The 19,827-nt window shown below is 73.6% G+C and carries 18 protein-coding genes; 17 read left to right on the plus strand and 1 reads right to left on the minus strand.

All coding sequences use genetic code 11. The annotated features are described in order from the left end of the window. Positions 1–110: 110 nt before the first annotated feature. The 6 genes from PZ894_RS14145 (at position 111) to PZ894_RS14170 (ending at position 7,208) form a co-directional block, all read left to right on the plus strand. On the plus strand, positions 111–1,232 hold the full coding sequence (locus tag PZ894_RS14145; protein WP_275745710.1) for a zinc-binding dehydrogenase: 1,122 nt from the start codon (positions 111–113) through the stop codon (positions 1,230–1,232). Positions 1,233–1,358: 126 nt separating this feature from the next. Next, the gene (locus PZ894_RS14150) at positions 1,359–2,315 is read left to right on the plus strand and encodes an ABC transporter permease (RefSeq protein WP_275745712.1); all 957 of its coding nucleotides are present in this window, start codon (positions 1,359–1,361) and stop codon (positions 2,313–2,315) included. Continuing rightward, positions 2,308–3,405 (plus strand): ABC transporter permease, encoded by a 1,098-nt coding sequence (locus PZ894_RS14155; protein ID WP_275745714.1) that lies wholly within the window; start codon positions 2,308–2,310, stop codon positions 3,403–3,405. The genes PZ894_RS14150 and PZ894_RS14155 overlap by 8 nt, the downstream gene beginning before the upstream one ends. A gap of 19 nt (positions 3,406–3,424) precedes the next feature. Then, complete coding sequence (locus PZ894_RS14160; RefSeq protein ID WP_275745716.1) at positions 3,425–4,501, plus strand: ABC transporter ATP-binding protein; 1,077 nt, start codon at positions 3,425–3,427, stop codon at positions 4,499–4,501. Continuing rightward, positions 4,498–5,487, plus strand: a complete 990-nt coding sequence (locus PZ894_RS14165) for an oligopeptide/dipeptide ABC transporter ATP-binding protein (protein WP_275745718.1) — start codon at positions 4,498–4,500, stop codon at positions 5,485–5,487. The genes PZ894_RS14160 and PZ894_RS14165 overlap by 4 nt, the downstream gene beginning before the upstream one ends. A 38-nt stretch (positions 5,488–5,525) precedes the next feature. Further along, positions 5,526–7,208, plus strand: coding sequence for an AMP-binding protein (locus tag PZ894_RS14170; RefSeq protein WP_275745720.1), 1,683 nt, complete (start codon positions 5,526–5,528; stop codon positions 7,206–7,208). A gap of 153 nt (positions 7,209–7,361) precedes the next feature. Here PZ894_RS14170 and PZ894_RS14175 read toward each other — a convergent pair whose 3' ends face one another. After that, the gene (locus tag PZ894_RS14175) at positions 7,362–8,006 is read right to left on the minus strand and encodes a PadR family transcriptional regulator (protein ID WP_275745722.1); all 645 of its coding nucleotides are present in this window, start codon (positions 8,004–8,006) and stop codon (positions 7,362–7,364) included. A 157-nt stretch (positions 8,007–8,163) separates the two neighbouring features. Between PZ894_RS14175 and PZ894_RS14180 the strand changes: the two genes are divergently transcribed. From PZ894_RS14180 to PZ894_RS14230, 11 genes are all read left to right on the plus strand, one after another. After that, entirely contained in the window at positions 8,164–9,147 is a 984-nt protein-coding gene (locus PZ894_RS14180) for an alpha/beta hydrolase (RefSeq protein ID WP_275745724.1), read from the plus strand. Further along, positions 9,144–10,775: an NAD(P)/FAD-dependent oxidoreductase gene (locus PZ894_RS14185; RefSeq protein ID WP_275745726.1), complete on the plus strand. Its 1,632-nt coding sequence runs from the start codon at positions 9,144–9,146 to the stop codon at positions 10,773–10,775. Before PZ894_RS14180 ends, PZ894_RS14185 begins: the two co-directional genes overlap by 4 nt. After that, complete coding sequence (locus tag PZ894_RS14190) at positions 10,772–11,509, plus strand: SDR family oxidoreductase (RefSeq protein ID WP_275745727.1); 738 nt, start codon at positions 10,772–10,774, stop codon at positions 11,507–11,509. Before PZ894_RS14185 ends, PZ894_RS14190 begins: the two co-directional genes overlap by 4 nt. 86 nt (positions 11,510–11,595) lie before the next feature. Beyond that, positions 11,596–13,062 (plus strand): AMP-binding protein, encoded by a 1,467-nt coding sequence (locus tag PZ894_RS14195; protein ID WP_275745728.1) that lies wholly within the window; start codon positions 11,596–11,598, stop codon positions 13,060–13,062. Then, positions 13,059–14,492 carry an MFS transporter gene (locus PZ894_RS14200; protein WP_275745729.1) on the plus strand — a complete coding sequence of 478 codons (1,434 nt, stop codon included), beginning with the start codon at positions 13,059–13,061 and terminating at the stop codon, positions 14,490–14,492. The genes PZ894_RS14195 and PZ894_RS14200 overlap by 4 nt, the downstream gene beginning before the upstream one ends. Then, on the plus strand, positions 14,489–15,361 hold the full coding sequence (locus PZ894_RS14205; protein WP_275745731.1) for an SDR family oxidoreductase: 873 nt from the start codon (positions 14,489–14,491) through the stop codon (positions 15,359–15,361). Before PZ894_RS14200 ends, PZ894_RS14205 begins: the two co-directional genes overlap by 4 nt. Before the next feature lies 1 nt (position 15,362). After that, positions 15,363–15,893, plus strand: a complete 531-nt coding sequence (locus PZ894_RS14210; RefSeq protein ID WP_275745733.1) for a nuclear transport factor 2 family protein — start codon at positions 15,363–15,365, stop codon at positions 15,891–15,893. A gap of 49 nt (positions 15,894–15,942) precedes the next feature. Further along, positions 15,943–16,680, plus strand: coding sequence for a hypothetical protein (locus PZ894_RS14215; protein WP_275745735.1), 738 nt, complete (start codon positions 15,943–15,945; stop codon positions 16,678–16,680). Further along, positions 16,667–17,830, plus strand: coding sequence for an acyl-CoA dehydrogenase family protein (locus tag PZ894_RS14220; protein ID WP_275745737.1), 1,164 nt, complete (start codon positions 16,667–16,669; stop codon positions 17,828–17,830). The genes PZ894_RS14215 and PZ894_RS14220 overlap by 14 nt, the downstream gene beginning before the upstream one ends. A 25-nt stretch (positions 17,831–17,855) precedes the next feature. After that, positions 17,856–18,959: an acyl-CoA dehydrogenase family protein gene (locus PZ894_RS14225; protein ID WP_275745739.1), complete on the plus strand. Its 1,104-nt coding sequence runs from the start codon at positions 17,856–17,858 to the stop codon at positions 18,957–18,959. Beyond that, positions 18,956–19,765, plus strand: coding sequence for a MaoC/PaaZ C-terminal domain-containing protein (locus PZ894_RS14230; RefSeq protein WP_275745741.1), 810 nt, complete (start codon positions 18,956–18,958; stop codon positions 19,763–19,765). Before PZ894_RS14225 ends, PZ894_RS14230 begins: the two co-directional genes overlap by 4 nt. Positions 19,766–19,827 lie beyond the last annotated feature (62 nt).

Below are 19,827 nucleotides of genomic sequence, written 5' to 3' on the forward strand. Positions count from 1 at the left end.
TCGCCTTCCGTCGCCGGCCGTGCGATCTTGACGCGACCGGCCGTATGTTGTGGTCTGAACTATTCCTAATCGCTATATGCTGCCCGTGGCAAGGAACGAGAGGAGACCGGATGTCGACCACGACCGAGGTGGGGGTGCGGGTCCGAGCCGCGGTGCTCGCCTCCGCGCCGGGCGACCTGGCGGTCGAGGAGCTCGTCCTCGACCCCGTGCTCGAACCCCACGAGGTGCGCGTCCGGGTGCGCGCGTGCGGGCTGTGCCACAGCGACCTGCACATGCTGGACGGCACCCTGCCGACCGCGCTGCCCACGGTGCCCGGGCACGAGATCGCGGGCGTGGTCGAGGCGGTCGGCTCCGCGGTCGACGACCTGGTGGTCGGCGCCACGGTCGTGGCGTGCCTGTCCATGTACTGCGGCCGGTGCGCGGAGTGCCGCACCGGCCGGTCCTGGCTGTGCGTGCGTCGCAACGACCTCGGCCGCGCCGAGCGCCCGCGACCCCGGCTCAGCCGCCCCGACGGCGCCGAGGTCGGCCAGGTCGCCGGACTCGGTGGCCTCGTCGAGCGCACGGTGCTGCACCGGAACTCGGTGGTCGAGGTCCCCGCCGACCTCCCGCCCGACCGGGCCGCCCTGCTCGGCTGCGCGGTGGTGACCGGGGTGGGCTCGGTGCAGCGCGGCGCCAGGGTCCGTCCCGGGGAGACCGTCGTGGTGGTCGGCGTCGGTGGCGTGGGTCTCAACGTGGTCCAGGGCGCGCGCCTCGCCGGCGCCCGGCGGATCGTGGCCGTCGACGTCCGGCCCGCCAAGCTCGAGCTGGCGCGCACCTTCGGTGCGACCGACGTCGTCGACGCCGGCGCCGGTGACGCCGTCGCCGCCGTCCGCGACCTGCTCGGCGACGTCGACCACGTCTTCGACGTCGTCGGCCGCTCGGCGACGGTCGCGCAGGCGGTGCAGATGCTGCGGCCCGGCCGGACGGCGTGGCTGGTCGGCATCCCGCCGGTCGGCGAGGAGCTCCGGCTGCCCGGGCTGCACCTGCTCACCCAGGCGAAGGGCGTGCAGGGGCTGCTGATGGGGTCCAACCGGTTCACCGAGGACATCCCGGTGCTCGCCGAGCTCTACCGGCAGGGCCGGCTCGAGCTGGACGCGCTGGTCTCCGCCCGGCTGCCGCTGGAGCGGGCGGGCGAGGGCTTCGAGCTGATGCGTGAAGGGGGCGCGGCGCGTGCGGTCGTCTGCCTGGACTGAGTGCTGGACTGGGTGCTGGACCGAGCGCCGGACCGGGCCCTGGACCCGGCCGGTCCCGTTGGGCGGGATCGTCTCTGGAGTCGCTCCTGGCGACGGGGTTGGCTGCCACCCGAAGGAGGGGACGTCGTGGCTCTTCGTACGGTCCTGAAACGGCTGGGCGAGCTGGTGCTGGTGCTGCTCATCGTCAGCTTCGGCACGTTCATGCTGATCTCGCTGATGCCGGGTGACCCGGCGGTGTCGATCCTGGGTGAGGGACACAGCCCGGCCGAGTACGCCGCGGTCCGGGCGGACCTGGGCCTGAACGACCCGCTCTTCGAGCGCTACCTGCACTGGCTCGGCGAGGCCCTGTCGGGCAACCTGGGCACCTCGATCGTGCCGCCGTACGTCGACGTCGCGGACCGGATCATGGGGGCACTGCCGGTCAGCGTCGAGCTCGCCGTGCTCGGCATGGGCATGGCGCTGCTCTTCTCGCTGCCGCTCGCGATGATCTCGGCGCACCGGGCCGGCGGCCGCCTCGACCGCCTCATCAGCGCCGGCACCTTCGGCGTCCTCTCGGTGCCGAGCTTCCTCGCCGGACTGCTGATCATCATGGTCTTCGCCAACCAGCTCGGCTGGTTCCCGCGGGCCGAGTGGTCCCGTCTCAGCGAGGGACTGGGGCAGAACCTCTACCACGCGTTCCTGCCGGCGCTCACCATCGCGCTCGCCGAGACCGCGATGTTCACGCGGGTGCTCCGCAACGACCTGATCGGCACCCTCAACGAGGACTTCATCCTGGCCGCGAAGGCGAAGGGCATGGGCACCATGCACATCCTCTTCAGCGACGCGCTGCGCCCCTCGTCGTTCTCGCTGGTGACGCTGATGGGCATCAGCCTCGGTCGGCTGATCGGCTCGACGATCATCGTCGAGTACCTCTTCGCGCTGCCCGGCATGGGCAGCCTGATCATCGGCGCGGCCGACAACGGCGACTTCGTCATGGTGCAGGGCGCCGTGCTCGTCATCGCGGTCATCTACGTCGTCGTCAACGCGCTGATCGACATCTCCTACGGCTACCTCGACCCGCGCATCCGGAGGGCCCATGTCTGAGACCGTCGAGCGACCGGTCGTCACGGTCGCCACCGCCGACGTCGAGATGGCCGGTGTCCATCCCGACGTCGACGTCGTTGCCATGCGCCGCAAGCCCCGCGCCTGGCGGGGGGCGCTGCTCTTCGTGCTCGGCCTCGTCGTCGCCGGCGTGGCCGTCGCCGCGATCCGGGACAACGGCTGGGTGCAGCTGGTCGTGATCCTCGTCGGCCTCGGCATCTGGTACGCCGGCGCCGCCGAGCTCGGCAGGGTGCGGTTCGGCCCGGGCTTCGACCTGCTCTCCTGGCTGTGCGCGACCTGGCTGGTCGTGCTGGTGCTCGCCGCGATCTTCGCGCCGCTGCTGCCGTTCGGCGAGTCCGAGGACCTCACCAAGTCGATCCTGGCGCCCGCGAACGCGACGCCGGACCTGCTCAGCGACTACCCGCTCGGCACGAACAACTTCGGGCTCGACCTCCTGGCCCGCGTCGTCTACGGCGCCCGGGCGTCGCTGGTGGTCTCCATCGGGGCGGTCGTGCTCGGCATGGTCGTCGGCGGGGCGATCGGCGTGGTCGCCGGCTACTACCGGCGGGCGGTGGACGCGGTGATCGGCATCGGCACCAACTCGCTGCTCGCGGTGCCGCCACTGATCCTGCTCATCGCGCTGGCGACCGTGCTCGACCCGACCCTCTACAACATCGCCTTCGCCCTCTCCCTGCTCGCCCTGCCCAGCATGATCCGGATGGCGCGCGCGAACACGATGGCCTTCTCGCAACGCGAGTTCGTGCTGGCCTCCAAGTCGATGGGCGCCTCGAGCGCGCGGGTGATGCTGCGCGAGATCGTGCCGAACGTCGTGCTCCCGCTCGCGTCGTACGCGATGGTGATGGTCTCGGTGCTGATCGTCGCGGAGGCGTCGCTCAGCTTCCTCGGCCTCGGCGTCCAGGCGCCCAGCCCGTCGTGGGGCAACATGATCGCCGAAGGCGAGGGCGACGCCTTCAAGGAGCACCCCCACATCGTGCTGGTGCCCGGGACCGTGCTGTTCCTGACCGTGTTCTCGTTCAACCTGCTCGGCGAGAAGGCGCGCAAGCGCTTCGACTCCCGGGCCGCGAAGCTGTGACGGCCGAGGAGGCACCCCGATGACGAACGCACCAGCCCTGCTCGAGGAGCAGGCCGCAGCGTCGCCCTCCGGACCACTGCTGGTCGTCGACGAGCTGCGCACCACGATCCACACGCCGCGCGGGGACCTGCGCGCCGTCGACGGGGTCTCGCTCACCCTCGACCGCGGCGAGATGCTCGGCATCGTCGGAGAGTCCGGGTCCGGGAAGTCGGTCCTCGGCCGCACGATCATGGGGCTGCACACCACCGGACCGACGACGACCATCCAGGGCCGGGTGGCCTTCGACGGGCTGGACATCCAGCAGCTGGAGCCGGCGCGCCTGCGCGAGCTGTGGGGCGACCGGATCGGGATGGTCTTCCAGGACCCGATGACCGCACTCAACCCCGTGAAGAAGATCGGCGTCCACCTCACCGAGACGCTGCGCAAGCACCGCGGGCTCTCCCGGGCGGAGGCGCGCGACCGCGCGCTCGAGCTGCTCGCCCAGGTCGGCATCCCCGACCCCAGGCGGCGGATCGGGCAGTTCCCCCACGAGATGTCGGGAGGCATGCGGCAGCGCGTCGTGATCGCGATGGCGCTGGCCAACGAGCCGGACCTGCTGATCGCCGACGAGCCGACGACGGCCCTCGACGTGACCGTCCAGCGCCAGATCCTCGACCTGCTCGACCGGCTGCAGGACGAGCTCGGCATGGCGGTCATCCTGATCAGCCACAACCTCGGCGTGGTCGCGGGCCGCGCCGACCGGGTGGCGGTGATGTACGCCGGTCGGGTCGTCGAGACCGCCGAGGCGGCGTCGCTCTTCCGGGCGCCGCACCACCCGTACGCCGAGGCGCTGCTCGACGCGATCCCCCGCCTCGAGCTGCCGCCCCACCTGCGCCTGGACGCGATCGACGGCGCCCCGCCCAACATGCTCCGGCCACCGCCGGGCTGCCGGTTCGCGCCGCGGTGCCGCTACGCGCAGGACGACTGCGTCGCCACGATGCCAACGCTCGCCGCGACCCCCGGCGTACCGGATCACCGGTTCGCCTGCTTCCACCCCGTGCACCTCGACGCTCCCGAGCCGGCTGCACCGACCGCCGACACCGCAGGAGGACGATGATGGCCGGCACCGGGACCCTGCACCTGCGCGAGTCCGACCAGGTCCTGAGCGTCGAGGAGCTCGTCGTCGAGTTCCCCGCCAAGGGCGGCGGGACCGTGCACGCCGTGTCGGGCATCAGCTTCGACGTGGTCGACGGCGAGACCCTCGGCATCCTCGGCGAGTCCGGCTGCGGCAAGTCCAGCGCCGGGCGCGCGCTGATGCAGCTGCCGCCGCCCACCGCCGGCAGCGTCCGGCTGCAGGGAGCCGAGCTCACCGGGACGTCGCGCCGCGAGCTGCGGGGCCGCCGCGCCGGGATGCAGATGATCTTCCAGGACCCGGTCTCCTCGCTGAACCCCCGCCGCCGGGTCAAGGACCTCGTCGCCGAGGGCCCGCGCACGCGCGGGGAGAAGGTCGACGAGGCGCGGATCCGGGAGGTGCTCACCGCCGTCGGGCTTGATCCCGACGTCGTGTGGGACCGCCGGCCGCACGAGCTCTCCGGCGGTCAGTGCCAGCGGGTGTGCATCGCCCGCGCCCTGATGCTCGACCCGGAGCTGCTCATCTGCGACGAGCCCGTCTCCAGCCTCGACGTGTCGGTGCAGGCGCAGATCCTCAACCTGCTGGAGGAGACCAAGAGGCGCTACCGGCTCAGCATGGTCTTCATCGCGCACGACCTCGCGGTGGTCAAGAACATCAGCGACCGCATCATGGTGATGTACCTCGGCAAGGTCTGCGAGATCGTGCCGTCCGGCGCCCTCAAGGAGTCGGCCCGGCACCCCTACACGCGGCTGCTGCTCGAGTCGGTGCCGGAGGCCCATCTCCCCGGGGCCCGGGACGAGACGTCGATCTCCGCGACGTCCGCGGAGCTGCCGTCGCCGCTCGACCCGCCCTCCGGCTGCCGGTTCCGCACCCGCTGCCCGCTCGCCACCGACGTGTGCGCCAGTGAGGAGCCGCGGCTGCGCCCGGCCGGGGAAGGTCACTACGTGGCCTGTCACCACGCCGACCTCTGACCCGCCCTCTGGACCATCAGGAGACGACGTACGCCGTCATGGAGACCTTCGCTGAGATCGTGCGCTCCCGCGCCGACGACGACAAGACCGCACTGCGCTTCGAGGACTGGAGCTGGACCTGGGCCGAGGTGGTGCAGGAGAGCGCGGACCGGGCGGCTCTCCTCGCGGAGCTCGTGGCGCGGCCGGAGGGCCGCCAGGTCCACGTCGGCGTGCTCCTCGACAACGTGCCGGACTTCGTCTTCTGGGTCGGCGCCGGCGCCCTGGCCGGAGCGGTGGTCGTGGGCATCAACTCCAGCCGCAGCGGCGCCGAGCTCGCCGACGACATCAGGCACGCCGACATCGACCTGATCGTCACCGAGTCGCGTCTGGTGCACCTGGTCACCGGCCACGACCACGGAGTGCCGGCGGACCGGATCCTCGACGTCGACGACACGGCGTACGCCGACCTCCTGGGCCGGTTCCGCGGCGCGCCACTGCCGGCCGCGGTGCCCGCGCCGACGGACATCGCGATGCTCCTCTTCAGCTCGGGTTCGACCGGTCGGCCCAAGGCCGTGATCGTCGGCCAGGGTCGGCTCGCGCGGCTGACGTCGGCGATCGTGGAACGCGTCGAGATCGACCGCGACTCGGTGACCTACCTGTGCATGCCGCTCTTCCACGGCAACGCCGTGATGATGAACCTCGCCCCGGCGATGCACGCCGGCGCGACGATCGGGATGGCGCGCCGCTTCTCGGTGAGCCGCTTCTCCGACGACCTCCACCGCTTCGGCGCGACCTACGTCAACTACGTCGGCCGCGCGCTGTCCTACGTCCTCAACGGGCCGACCGATCCGCGCGACCACGCGAGCACGCTGCGGCTCGCCTACGGCACCGAGGCGTCCGAGGCGGACATCGCCCGCTTCGCCGAGCGGTTCGGCTGCCGGGTGCAGGAGGGGTACGGCCTCAGCGAGGGCGTGTTCCGCATCAACCGCACGCCGGAAACGCCCGCCGCCGCGCTCGGGCGCCCCGCGGGCGGTGTCGACGTCCGGGTGCTCGACGAGGCGACCGGCCGGGAGTGCCCGCGTGCCCGCTTCGACGCGACCGGCCGGCTGGTCGACCCGGCCGCGATCGGACAGTTGGTGGCCGTCGGCCTCGCCCACACCTTCGAGGGCTACTACAAGAACCCGGACGCGATGGCCGAGCGGGTCCGCGGCGCCGACTTCTGGTCCGGCGACCTCGCCTACCGTGACGAGGACGGCTGGTTCTACTTCGCCGGCCGCTCCGCCGACTGGCTGCGCGTCGACAGCGAGAACTTCGCGGCCGCCCAGGTCGAGCGCGTGCTCCAGCGATTCCCCGGGGTCGAGGCGGCGCCGGTGTACGCCGTGCCCGACCCCGTCACCGGGGACCGGGTGATGTGCGCGGTCGAGCTGGCGCCGGACGCGGCCTTCGACGCGGACGCGTTCGGGCGCTTCCTCGACCGACAGCCCGACTTCGGCGCCAAGTGGTGGCCGGCGTTCGTGCGCCTGGTCGACCGGGTGCCGCTCACCGGCAGCAACAAGGTCAACAAGGCGCCGCTGCGGCAGGCCGGCTGGGCCGTCGCCGATCCGGTCTTCGTCCGGGTCGGCCGCACCGCGGCGTACGCGCCGCTGGACGCCGCGGGCCGGGCCGGGCTCGAGGACCAGTTCCGCGAGCACGGCCGCGAACGCCTGCTGCCCGCGATGCCCCAGGACGCGCCCGTCGCCTGAGCACACGGCGGTCGAGGAGGTCGGTCGAACCGACCCACGGTGGTCGAGGAGGTTGCGCTGGCAACCGTCTCGAAACCACCGGTGGTGTGGGCGGGTGCGGTGGTTTCGAGACAGGCGCCAGCGCGCCTTCCTCAACCACCGGGGCGGCGGCCGTCAGGCGCGGTGCTGGCGGAGGTCGGCGCTGGATCGCCGCGCGCGAGTGGTGCGCTTGGCGGTCGAGCTGCGCCGCTGCTTGGCGCGCACGGCGTCGAGCTCGGAGAGCATCGTGTCGGCGCGGTCGCGCTCGTCGGCGTAGTAGCGCTCCGCCCACCGCAGCACCATCTCCGGGTAGGCCCAGCCCGGCTCGTGCGAGGCGCCCTCGGCGTCGGCGACGGCGCGCACGCGCATCTTCTCGGACTGCTCGCGGTGCTCGACCAGCATCGCACGCAGCTGGTCGGGGTCGCTGGCGTGGCCGAGCCACATGCGCAGCATCACGCCGTGCTTGAGCACCGGCATCTCGACCGGCGCCTCGCTCGCCCACCGGGCGACGGCCTGCTCGCCCTCCGGGGTGATCGTGTAGAGCCGCTTGCCGCGTACGTCGTCCTTGTTGACGACGCGTGAGGTCGCGTAGCCGATCTCCTCGAGCTTGCGGAGCTCGCCGTAGATCTGGCTGTACGACGGCGCCCAGTAGAAGAACCGCAGGCTCCAGTCCGCCCACTTCTTCAGGTCGTAGCCCGACAGCTCCTCCCCGAAGGAGAGCAGGCCGAGCACCGCCCAGCTCGTGGGACGCAGGTGCGGCAGGGGTTCCTCGCTTGCCATGGCGCGGAGCCTACCCCCGAAGACGCGTGGTCATGTTCCCGGCCGGAACATGACGAGTCGGCATGTCGGCGGCACGGCCGCGACGCGTGCACCCCTGCGGTTGCCGTCCCAGACTATTTCGGTTAGTAATACTCCTAAGCAGACGAAAGGCGGAGCGATGAGCGACGAGGCGCACGCGGCGGTGGCCGGCGAGGTCCAGGCGATGCTGACGGTCCTCGACGGCGGCTTCCCGAAGGTGCACGAGATGAGCGGGCCGGAGGCGCGCGCCCTGGTCGCCGCCCGGGCGCAACCCGTCGACAACCTGGACGACGCGGACGCCGACGACCGCGAGGTGCCGGGCCCGGGCGGCCCGATCCGGGCCCGCGTCTACCGGCCGCGCGACGCCCGGCCCGGGCCGCGCCCGGGCATCGTGTTCCTGCACGGTGGCGGCTTCGTGCTGTGCAGCATCGAGAGCCATGACGGGTTCTGCCGCCGGGTGGCTCGCCACACCGGAGCGGTCGTCGTGTCGGTCGACTACCGGCTCGCGCCCGAGCACCGGGCGCCCGCGGCCGCGGAGGACGCGTACGCCGCGCTGGTGTGGACCGCCGAGCACGCGGCCGAGCTCGGCGTCGATGCCGACCGGATCCTGACCGCGGGCGACAGCGCGGGCGGCAACCTCGCCGCCGTGACCAGCCTGATGGCGCGCGACCGGGGCGGTCCGACCGTTGCGGGGCAGGTGCTGATCTATCCCGTGATCGAGCCCGACTTCGAGTCCAAGGGCTACCGCGACTACGGCGTCGGCCACTTCAACACCCGCGCGGCGATGGAGTGGTACTGGAAGCTCTACCTCGGCGAGGCCGACGTGCCCGCCGACGCGCCGTACCCGCCCGAGCAGGTGGCGCCACTGCGCGCGCCCGACCTCGCCGGGCTCCCGCCGGCGATCGTCGTCACCGCCGGACGGGACCCGCTGCACAGCGAGGGCCGCAAGTACGTCGACGCGCTCCGGGCCGCCGGGGTCGACGTCCGCCACCGGCACTATCCCGAGCTCTTCCACGGCTTCGTCACGATCGGGCCGTTCGGGCCGGCCGCCGCCGCCCGGGACCTGCTGTGGTCCGACATCGCAGCCCTTCTCGGGCGCAGCACGCAAAGGAGCAGCGCATGAACACCCCACCCCTGGCCCCCGGCGCCGCCGACGGCGTCGTGGACGTCGACGTCGTCGTGATCGGCGCCGGCTTCGCCGGTCTCTACGCCGTGCACCGCGCGGTGCAGCGCGGCCACCGGACCCTCGGCGTCGAGGCCGGAGCCGGGGTGGGCGGCACCTGGTACTGGAACCGCTACCCGGGCGCGCGGTGCGACGTGGAGAGCATCGACTACAGCTACTCCTTCGACCCAGACCTCGAGCAGGAGTGGACCTGGTCGGAGCGGTACGCCACCCAGCCGGAGATCCTCTCCTACCTCGAGCACGCGGCCGACCGCTACGACCTGCGCCGGCACTACCGGTTCGGTGAGCGGGTCGTCGCGGCCGAGTTCGACGACGTCGCCTCCCGGTGGACGGTGCGCACCGACGCCGGCACCGTCGCCCGGTGCCAGTGGCTCTTCTGCGCCACAGGCAGCCTGTCGGCGCCCAACCGGCCCGACATCCCCGGCCTCGACGACTTCGCGGGCGACGTGGTGATGACCGCGGCGTGGCCCGAGGAGGGCTACGACGTGACCGACAAGCGGGTCGGCGTCATCGGCACCGGCTCCTCGGGCATCCAGTCGATCCCGGTCCTCGCCCGCGACGCCGCTCGGCTCACCGTCTTCCAGCGCACCCCCAACTACTCGGTGCCGGCCTTCAACCGGCCGCTGACCGAGGAGGAGCAGAAGGAGGCACGGCGCACGTACCGTGAGCGCCGGGCCCTGTCCTTCGCCGGCGGCGCGGGCACGCCGCACCAGCCCTATCCGCGCCCGATCTGGGAGGTCGACGAGGAGGAGCGCCGCCAGGCGTTCGAGGCGCGCTGGCGGGAGGGCGGCGTGCTCTTCGCGAAGACCTTCGTCGACCAGACGATCGACGAGCGGATCAACGACCTGGCGCGCGAGTTCGTCGAGGAGAAGGTGCGCGCGATCGTGCGTGACCCCCAGGTGGCCGACGACCTGCTGCCCGACGACCACCCGATCGGCACCAAGCGGATCTGCACCGACAGCGACTACTTCGAGACCTTCAACCGCGACAACGTCGAGCTGGTCAACCTGCGGCGCGACCCGATCCAGACCATCACCGGCTGGGGCGTGAAGACCGAGGACTCGTCCTACGAGCTCGACGTGCTGGTGCTGGCGACCGGCTTCGACGCGATGACGGGCGCGATGACACGCATGGACATCCAGGGACCGCGCGGCGGCACCATGGAGCAGGCGTGGGCCTCGGGGCCGATCACCTTCCTGGGTGTCGCGGTCCCGGGGTTCCCCAACCTGTTCACGATCACCGGGCCGGGCAGCCCGTCGGTGCTGGCCAACATGGTGCTCGCGGCCGAGCAGCAGGTCGACTGGCTCCTCGACCTCGTCGACCACTGCCGCGCCGAGGGCCACGCCACGGTCGAGGCGCGCGCCGATGCCGCCCGCGCCTGGACCGACCACGTCGACGAGGTGGCCAACGGCACGCTCTTCGTGCGCGCGGACTCGTGGTACCGCGGCGCGAACATCGACGGCAAGGCGCGGGTGTTCATGCCGTACATCGGCGGCTTCCACACCTACATCGCCCGCTGCGAGGAGTCGAAGGACCTCGGGTACGCCGGGTTCGTGATGGGCTCGTGAACACCCCGATGAGCGCGCCGCTGGTCGACCTCAGCGGCAAGGTCGCGATCGTCACCGGCGCGGCCCGCGGCCAGGGCGCGGTGGAGGTGGCGCTCTTCGCCCGGCTCGGGGCCACGGTCGTCGCCACCGACGTGCTCGACGACGAGCTCGCCGCGCTGGCCGCGGAGGTGGGTACCGGCGTCGGCGTGCACCACCACGACGTGGCCGCCCGGAACGACTGGGACCGGGTGGTCGAGGCGACCCTCGCCGAGCACGGGCGCCTCGACGTCCTCGTCAACAACGCCGGCGTCTACCGCACCGGAGAGCTGGTCTCCTGGCCCGAGGACGACCTGCGGGCCCTGCTCGACATCAACCTGCTCGGCCCGGTGCTCGGCATGCAGGCCGCGGCACCGGCGATGGCCGAGGGCGGATCGATCGTCAACGTCGCCTCCATCTCTGGTCTGCGCGGCCACGCGGGTGCGCTGCCGTACGCCGCCTCGAAGTGGGGGCTGCGGGGCGCGAGCCGATCGGCGGCGCGCGAGCTCGCCCCGCGCGGCATCCGGGTCAACTGCGTCTGTCCGGGCTCGGTCGACACCCCGATGATCGCGTCGAGCACGATGGACCTCAGCCACCTCCCGATCCCGCGTCGCGGCACGTCGGAGGAGGTCGCCGGTCTCGTGGCCTTCCTGGCGAGCGACGCCGGTGGCTACTGCACGGGCTCGGACTTCGTGGTCGACGGAGGTGCCACCGCCTGAGCACGCTGACGGTGACGGGCGCCCCGCCGGTGCAGCTGAGCGGGACCACCCGTCATCTCGACGGCTGGTGCTGCTTCACTCGGGCTATGCGACCGGAGCCCGAGGTCCGGACCCTGGCGGAGCTGTGCCTCCGGCGAGCCCGGACCCACGCGGCCCACCCCGCCGTCGCCGACGGCCGAGGGACGCTGACCTATGCCGAGCTCGCGGAGCGCGCGGGCGCCGTGGCCGCGACGCTGGCGTCGCGCGGCGTCCGCCCGGGCGACCGGGTGGCGCTCCAGGGCCGCAACTCGACGCAGTGGGTGGCCGCCGCGTTCGGAGTGCTGCTCGCCGGCGCTGCTCTGGTGCCGGTCGGGCACGGCGCCGCGGAGGTCGAGCGCGCGAGCGTCCTCGAGGCTCTGCGACCGGTCGTGCTGCTGCACGACGACGACCTCCCGCCGGCGGCCGGCGTCACCAGCGTCGCCCTCGGTGAGCTCCCCGAGCACGGCCCCGCGGCCCCCGTGGCCGCCGACCTGGCCGCGAGCGCTACGGCCCTGGTGCTCTCCAGCTCCGGCACCACCGGCGCGGTGAAGTCGGTGCCGATGCGCCACGACCAGCTGCTGCGGATGTACGCCGAGGTCGGGGCCCGGATGCAGATCCGCGACAGCGACCGGCTGCTCGTCGCCGTACCGCTCGCGCACTCCTTCGGCTTCAACGGCCTGCTGCTCGTCTCGATGATCGCCGGCGCGATGGTGCGCGTGCTGCCGACCTACGACCGCTCCGTCGTCCCCGACGTGGTGCGCGCCGAGCGTCTGACGGTGCTCGCCGGGCCACCCACGATCTACCACGACCTCGAGCACGCCGGTGCGCTCGCGAAGGCGCGGCTCGCGATCGCCGGCGGTCAGACCGTCGCCATCGGCGAGCTGGTGCACGTCACCCGGGGCCTGGGCATCCGCGAGATCGTGGTCGGCTACGGGATGACCGAGACCTGCGGCACCGTCGCGCTCGCGAGCGTCGACGTGCGGGCGCCCGGCGAGGAGGTCGCGATGACGCCGCTCGGCGGCGTTGACGTCGCGGTCCGAGACGACCTCGGCCACCCCCTGACGGGCGAGCCGGGCCGGCTCTTCGTGCGCGGCTACAACGTCGCGCCGCCGTACGACGCGGAGGCCGGCCTGGTCTCGGACGGATGGCTGGACACCGGTGATCTCGCCGTCCTCGGCGCCGACGGCCGGCTCACGGTGGTCGGCCGGCGCAGCGACATGGTGATCGTGTCGGGCTTCAACGTGCACCCGCGGGACGTGGAGACCGTCCTGGCCGCGCACCCGGGGGTGGCGCAGGTCGCGGTGACCGGCGTGCCCGACCGGCGCCGCGGCCAGCGGCTGGTGGCGTTCGTCGTGCAGCGGCGGGCCGAGACCGTGGACCTGGGCGCCCTCGACGACTTCGCGCGGCAGCGGCTCTCGGCCTACAAGGTGCCGTCGGACTACCACCTGCTGGACGAGCTGCCGGTCACCAGCAACGGCAAGCTCGCCCGGCGGGAGCTCCGCAGCCTCGCGGCGCGCCGGACGGCGTCCCGGTGACGACGACCCGCAACCGCCTGGTGCTCCCCGGTCTGCTCCTGGTCGCGATGGTGACCGGCGTGATCGGCAGCCTGGGCGCGCCGATCATCCCCGAGATCGCCCGGGAGGAGGACGTGCCGCTGCGCACCGCCCAGTGGTCGCTGACGGCGGGGCTGCTGGTCAGCGCGGTCGCGACCCCGGTCGTCGGGCGGCTCGGCGCCGGCCGGCGGCGCAAGCCCACGATCCTCGTCGTGCTCGGCGTCGTCGCCGTCGGCACGCTGCTCGCCGCGCTGCCGCTCGGCATCGGAGCCCTCATCGCCGGGCGGGCCCTGCAGGGCACCGGCTTCGCGCTGACGCCGCTCGCGTTCGCGGTCGCGCGGGACGCGCTCCCCGTCGAGCGGCAGCGCAGCGCGATCGCCGCGATCTCGGTGGCGAGCATCGTCTCGGCCGGCCTGGGCTTCCCGGTCACGGCCGTGACCGCCGAGCTGGCCGGGCTCAAGGGCGCGTTCTGGCTCGGCTTCGTCCTCACCCTCGTCGCGCTCGGCGTAGCGCTGCTCACCGTGCCGCCGTCGGCGGAGCCGGTCGTCACCCGGATCGACTGGCCCGGCGCCGCGCTGCTGGGCGCCGGGACGTTCCTGCTGCTGCTCGCGATCAGCCAGGCCGACCACTGGGGCTACCTCGCGCCCGTGACCGTCGCCGCCGTGCTCGGCGGCTTCGCATTGCTCGGCTGCTGCGCGTGGTGGCTGCGCCGCGCGACGTACCCGCTCGTCGACCTCTCCCTCGCCGCGCACCCGGGCGTCGCCGGCGCCCACGTCGCCGCGCTGGTGGCCGGCTGCGCGATGTACATGGTGTTCGCGCTCGTGATGGTGCTGCTCCAGACCCCGGACGGCGCCGGCTTCGGGCTGGGCCTGTCGGTCGCCGTCGCCGGCTCGATGATGGTGCCGTACGCCGTGGCCAGCGTGGTCGGCAACCAGCTCGCGCTGCGCTTCGGGCCCGCGATCGGCGCCGACCTGCTGCTCCCGTTCGGCTGCCTGGTGTACGCCGTGGCGAACCTGGTCTTCCTGCTGGCCCCCGCGTCCCTCGGCATGGTGCTCGTGCTGATGGTCGTCTCCGGCCTGGGGAGCGGGCTCACCTTCAACTCGATCCCGTGGCTGATGTTGCGCTTCGTGCCGGCCGCGGAGACAGGGAGTGCGATGAGCTTCAACCTGGTGATGCGGTTCCTCGGCTTCTCGCTCGGCAGCGCGCTGTCGCTGGCGGCGCTCCAGGGCTTCGCCGACGACGACGGCCACCCGACGGAGCTGGGCTATCGGATGGGCGCGGCGTGGGGCGTGGCGATCTCGCTGGTCGCCGCACTCGCCTGCGGGCTGCTGGCGCGGGCCGCGACCCGGCGCGCGCGGGCGGCGGTCCCGGCGGCTCCCGTCGCCGCCGTCGGCTCGGAGTTCCCGGCATGAACAGCGGCATGGGCGACCGCACGAGCACCGGACGCCCCGTCGCGCTGGTGACCGGCGCCAGCCGCGGCATCGGTCGCGAGGTCGCGCTGGGCCTGGCCGCCGCCGGGCTCGACGTGGCCTTCACCGGGCGCACCCGCGTCGAGGGGGAGGGGTCGGTCCCGCCGCGCACGCAGCGCGAGGGCGACCGACGGATCGCGGTGCCGGGCAGCCTGGCGACGACCGACGCCGCGGTGCGCGACCACGGGGTGCGCTCGCTGCCGCTGCCGATGGACCTGCTCGACCTCGACAGCGTCCGGGCCGCGGCCGATGCCGTCCTCGCGGAGTGGGGACGCGTCGACGTGGTGGTCAACAACGCGATCGCGCACCTGCCGCACGCCCGGTTCCTCGAGCTCGACCCCGCGACCCTGCGCGAGAGCCTCGAGGCCAACCACGTCAGCCAGGTCGTGCTGCTCCAGCGGCTGTTGCCGGCGATGGTGGACGCCGGCGGCGGCGTCGTGGTCGACCTGGTCTCCGGGTCGGTGGTCAACGAACCGCCGGCTCCGCCCGGAGAGGGCGGCTGGGGTCTGGCCTACTCGTCGGCGAAGGCGGCGTTCGGCCGGGTCGCCGGTGCGGTCAACGCGGAGTTCCGCTCGCGCGGGGTGCGGGCCTACAACCTCGATCCCGGCTTCGTCGTCACCGAGGCCGCCGCCGCCCGTGGCGGCACCGGCGCGATCGCGGACCGCGGCTTCGCCACCACCCCGCTCGACGCCGCCGCGCGTGCGGTGGTCCACCTCGTGGGCTGCCCCGAGCCCGACACGCACCTCGGCCGCACGATCCGCGCGACCGAGTGGCTCGCCGACCCACCTGCGTGCGGAGAGGACGGTGCCTGAGATGGACGGACCGGTGCACGAGCTGCTGGACAAGCAGGCGATCCGCGAGGTGGTGCTGCGCTACTGCCGCGGCATCGACCGGCTGGACCTCGACCTGGTGCGGTCGGCCTACCACCCCGACGGGATCGACCACCACACCGGATTCGACGGGACCGTGGACGAGTTCGTCGCCTGGGTCGGCCCCGCCCTCCGGCGCTTCGACGGCACGATGCACCTGGTCGGCAATCACCTCGCGGAGGTCGTGGGCGACCGGGCGGTCGCCGAGACCTACGGCACGGCCGTCCACTGGGGCCCTCCGGCCGACGACCCGCGCCGCAACTTCACCAGCGGCTTCCGCTACGTCGATCACCTCGAGCGTCGGGCCGGGACCTGGGGCATCGTCGAGCGGTTCGCCGTACGCGAGTGGACCCACGACGACAGCGCCGTACGCCGTGAGCGCGAGGCGCCCGGCCCCAGCTGCAGCCGCGACGGGGACGACGTCGTGCAGACGTTGCTGGCCCGGCTGCGCGCGGGCGAGCTCGACTCCCGATAGTCGGGAGCCCGCGCGGCGCCCGCCGTCGCCGCGTGACAGCGTGCCGATCGTGCCCATCGGTGTCGCGGCCGCCCCCCTGGCCTTCTTCTCCTTCCCCGAGGTCGTCGACCCGGAGCGGCACCGCGACTACAACGCCTGGCACCAGCTCGATCACCTGCCCGAGAACCGCGCGTTGCCCGGCGTGGTGCACGGCGAGCGCTGGGTGCGCACGCCCGCCTGCCGGGCCGCGTCGGTCGGTCCGGCCGACCCGACGCTCGACGCGACGCAGTACGTCGCCATGTACTGGTTCGCCCCCGCGCCGGGCGGCTCGGCCGACGCGCACGTCGAGGAGTGGCGGGCGCTGGGGGAGTCGACGCGGCAGGAGGGTCGGCGGCCGGAACTCGACTGGACGGTGCGCCGATTCACCGACTTCTTCCGTCCGGAGACGGGCGTGGTCGCGCCGGAGGCGCTGGTCAGCGTCGGCGCGCTGCCCTTCCGGCCGCACCGCGGCGTGGTGATCGACGTGGGGCGGGTCGTCGACCCCGGCGTACCCGCGCCGCCGCCCGAGCTGGCGCCGGGTGTGGCCGGGGCGTGGACCTTCACCGGCGGGCGGGACCGGGACGCGCCGCCCCACGGTCGACTGCGCATCACGCTGCACTACTGCGAGAGCGACCCGCTGGAGGTCGTCGAGGCGATGGGCGCGCCGGCGGCGCCCGGGGTGGAGCCCCTGCTCCGCACGCCGCTGCTGCCGGTCGTGCCGTGGGAGTGGGACTGGTTCGAGAGCGAGGAGACCGATGGACCTGCGTGAGACCCCGGCGCAGCTGGAGCTGCGCCGCGAGCTGCGTGCCTACTTCGCCGGCCTGATGTCGGCCGAGGAGCGCCGCGAGGTGGGAGAGGCGGGCGCCGGCGGACCGCGCTTCCGCGAGGTGGTGTCGATGCTCGGTCGCGACGGCTGGCTCGGCGTCGGCTGGCCCACCGAGTACGGCGGCCAGGGTCGCTCGGTCGAGGAGCAGTACGTCTTCTTCGACGAGGTGCAGCGTGCCGGCCTGCCGTTCCCGTTCGTCACCGTGAACACCGTCGGACCGACGCTGATGCGCTACGGCACCGACGAGCAGAAGCGCGCCTACCTGCCGGGCATCCTGTCCGGCGACATCGTGTTCGCGATCGGCTACACCGAGCCCGAGGCCGGCACCGACCTCGCCTCGCTGACGACCCGCGCGGTCCGCGACGGCGACGAGTTCGTCGTCGACGGGCAGAAGATCTTCACCACCGGCGGCAACACCGCCGACTACGTGTGGCTGGCCGTGCGCACCGACCCGGAGGCGCCGAAGCACCGCGGCATCTCCATCCTCGTCGTCCCCTGCGACGACCCGGGCTTCAGTTGGAGCCCCATCGAGGCGGTCGGCGGGATGACCGTCACCGCGACGTACTACAGCGGCATCCGGGTGCCGGCCGCGAGCGTCGTCGGCGAGGTCGACCGTGGTTGGCAGCTGATCACGGCCCAGCTCAACCACGAGCGCATCGGGCTGGCCGCGCTCGGCGGCCGGATGATCCAGCTCTGGGAGCAGGTGCTCGACTGGGCGAAGGAGACCGGCGTGATCGAGCGACCGTGGGTGCGCCAGGAGATGGCGCGCACGCACGCGAAGCTCGAGGCGATGCGGCTGCTCAACTGGAAGATGACCCAGGCGGTGGCCGAGGACACCCTCGGTGGCGGCACGGCGGGCGCCGTGAAGACCTACGGCACCGAGACCCACGTCGACGTCCAGCGCACGCTCACCCAGGTGCTCGGCGCCGCAGGCCGGATCCGGCCCGGGTCGACCGCCGCCGTGCTCGGCGGACAGGTCGAGCAGCTCTCCCGGCAGGGGATCGTCAACACCTTCGGCGGTGGCGTCAACGACGTCCTCCGCGACATGGTCGCCACCCTCGAGCTGGGGCTCCCCCGCGCGCGCCGGGCCTGACCGGACCCGAGCTGACAGGAGAGACATGGACTTCCACCTCGACGAGGACCTGACCGCCGTCCGCGACCTCGCCCGCGAGATCCTCACCGACCGGGCCACGCCCGACCGGGCCCGGGAGGTCGAGCGCAGCGGCACGCGCACCGACGCGCGGCTCTGGACCGACCTGGCCCGCGCCGGGCTGCTCGGCATCGGCCTCCCCGAGAAGCACGACGGCGCCGGGCTCGGCCTCGCCGGGCTCGTCGTCGTGCTCGTCGAGCAGGGCCGCCGGGTGGCACCGGTGCCGCTGTGGTCGGCGGGCGTCGCGGCCGCGGCCGTGGCCGAGCACGGCAGCGACGACCAGCGCGGCCGGCTGCTGCCCGGGCTCGCTGACGGGTCGGCGCGCCTGACGCTGGCGCTGGAGGAGTACGCCGGCGAGCCCGACGCCCCCGAGTGCGCCGCGCGGCCGGACGGCGCCGGCTGGACCCTGCACGGCGTCAAGGCGGTGGTGCCCACGCCGACCGGCGTCGACGGGGTGCTGGTGTCCGCCGCGACCCCGGACGGGACCGGGCTCTTCCTGGTCGACCCCGCCGCGCCCGGCGTCGCCTGGCAGACCTCCGCGGTCACCACCCACGACCTGGCCGGCGAGCTCCGGCTCGACGGCGCGGTCGCCGAGCGGGTGGGCGGACCCGAGTCGTTGGCCCCGGTGCTCGCGACCGCGGCGGTCGCGGTCGCGGCCGTGCAGCTCGGCGTCGCGCGCGGGGCGATCGAGATCGCCGCGGCGTACGTGTCGGCGCGGGAGCAGTTCGGCCGGCCGCTGGGCACCTTCCAGGCGCTCCAGCACCAGCTCGCGGACTGCTGGATCGACGCCGAGGCGATGGAGGTGACGCTCTGGCAGGCCGTCTCCGACCTCGCCGACGGCAGCCCAGCGGCGCCTCGCTCCGCGCTGGTCGCGAAGTGGTGGTGCGGCCAGGCCGGACTCGACGTCGTGCACCGCGTGCAGCACGTGCACGGCGGGATCGGCGTCGACGTCGACTACCCGGTCCACCGCTACTTCCTGTGGGGCAAGCAGCTCTCCTCGACGCTCGGCGGCGCGGGCGCCGCCCTGGCCGACCTCGGCGACCTGCTCGCCGTGACCGAGGTGCGCTCGTGAGCCGCGACGCGGGCTCCTGGGCGGGCACGCGGCTCGGCGAGCGTCGCGTCTCCTACGACGAGCGCGACGCGATCCTCTACGCGCTGGCCGTCGGCGCTCCGGCCGACGACCTCTCCCTGGTCTTCGAGGAGCGGCTGCGGGTGCTGCCGACCTTCGCGCTCACGCTGGCGCAGTGGGCGCCCGACGCCCTCGGCAGCCGGGGCGCCTTCGACACCGGCACGGCGGTGCACGGCAGCCAGCGCCTCGAGGTCCGCGCGCCGCTGCCGCGCGCCGGCGAGCTCGACCTGGTGGCCCGGGTCGGCAACGTCTGGGACAAGGGATCGGCCGCGATCTTCGAGGTCGAGGTGGAGAGCGAGCAGTTCCTGGCGACGTGGTCGATCTTCGCGCCCGGCTGCGGCGGCTTCGGCGGCGAGCGCGGACCCGCTCGACCCGAGCCCGCGCCCGCGCCCGCTGTCGAGCCGGAGCGGCTCGCCGTACCCACCGCGTCGACGCAGGCCGCGCTCTACCGCCTGCTCGGCGACCGCCACCACATGCACGTCGACCCCGAGGCGGCGCGGGCTGCCGGCCAGCCGCGGCCCTTCCTGCACGGGCTCTGCTCGCTCGCCGCCGTCACGCTCGGCGTCGCCCGCACCGTCGGCGCCCACCCGGCCGACCTGCGCGAGCTCGAGGCCCGCTTCGCGGCCCCGGTCTTCCCCGGCGACGTCCTCGACGTCACCCACGAGGCCGCCCCCGGCGGCGGCCGCGCCTTCACCGCCACCGTCGGCGACCGCCAGGTCCTCACCGGCGGCCGGGTCGTCTTCGGCTGAGCCGGGTCCGACCTCCTCTCCCCGGGGTTCTCGGGCAATCCTTGCGGTTCTCGGGTGTTGCA

This window comes from Nocardioides sp. YIM 152315, assembly GCF_029210375.1.
Lineage (GTDB): Bacteria > Actinomycetota > Actinomycetes > Propionibacteriales > Nocardioidaceae > Nocardioides.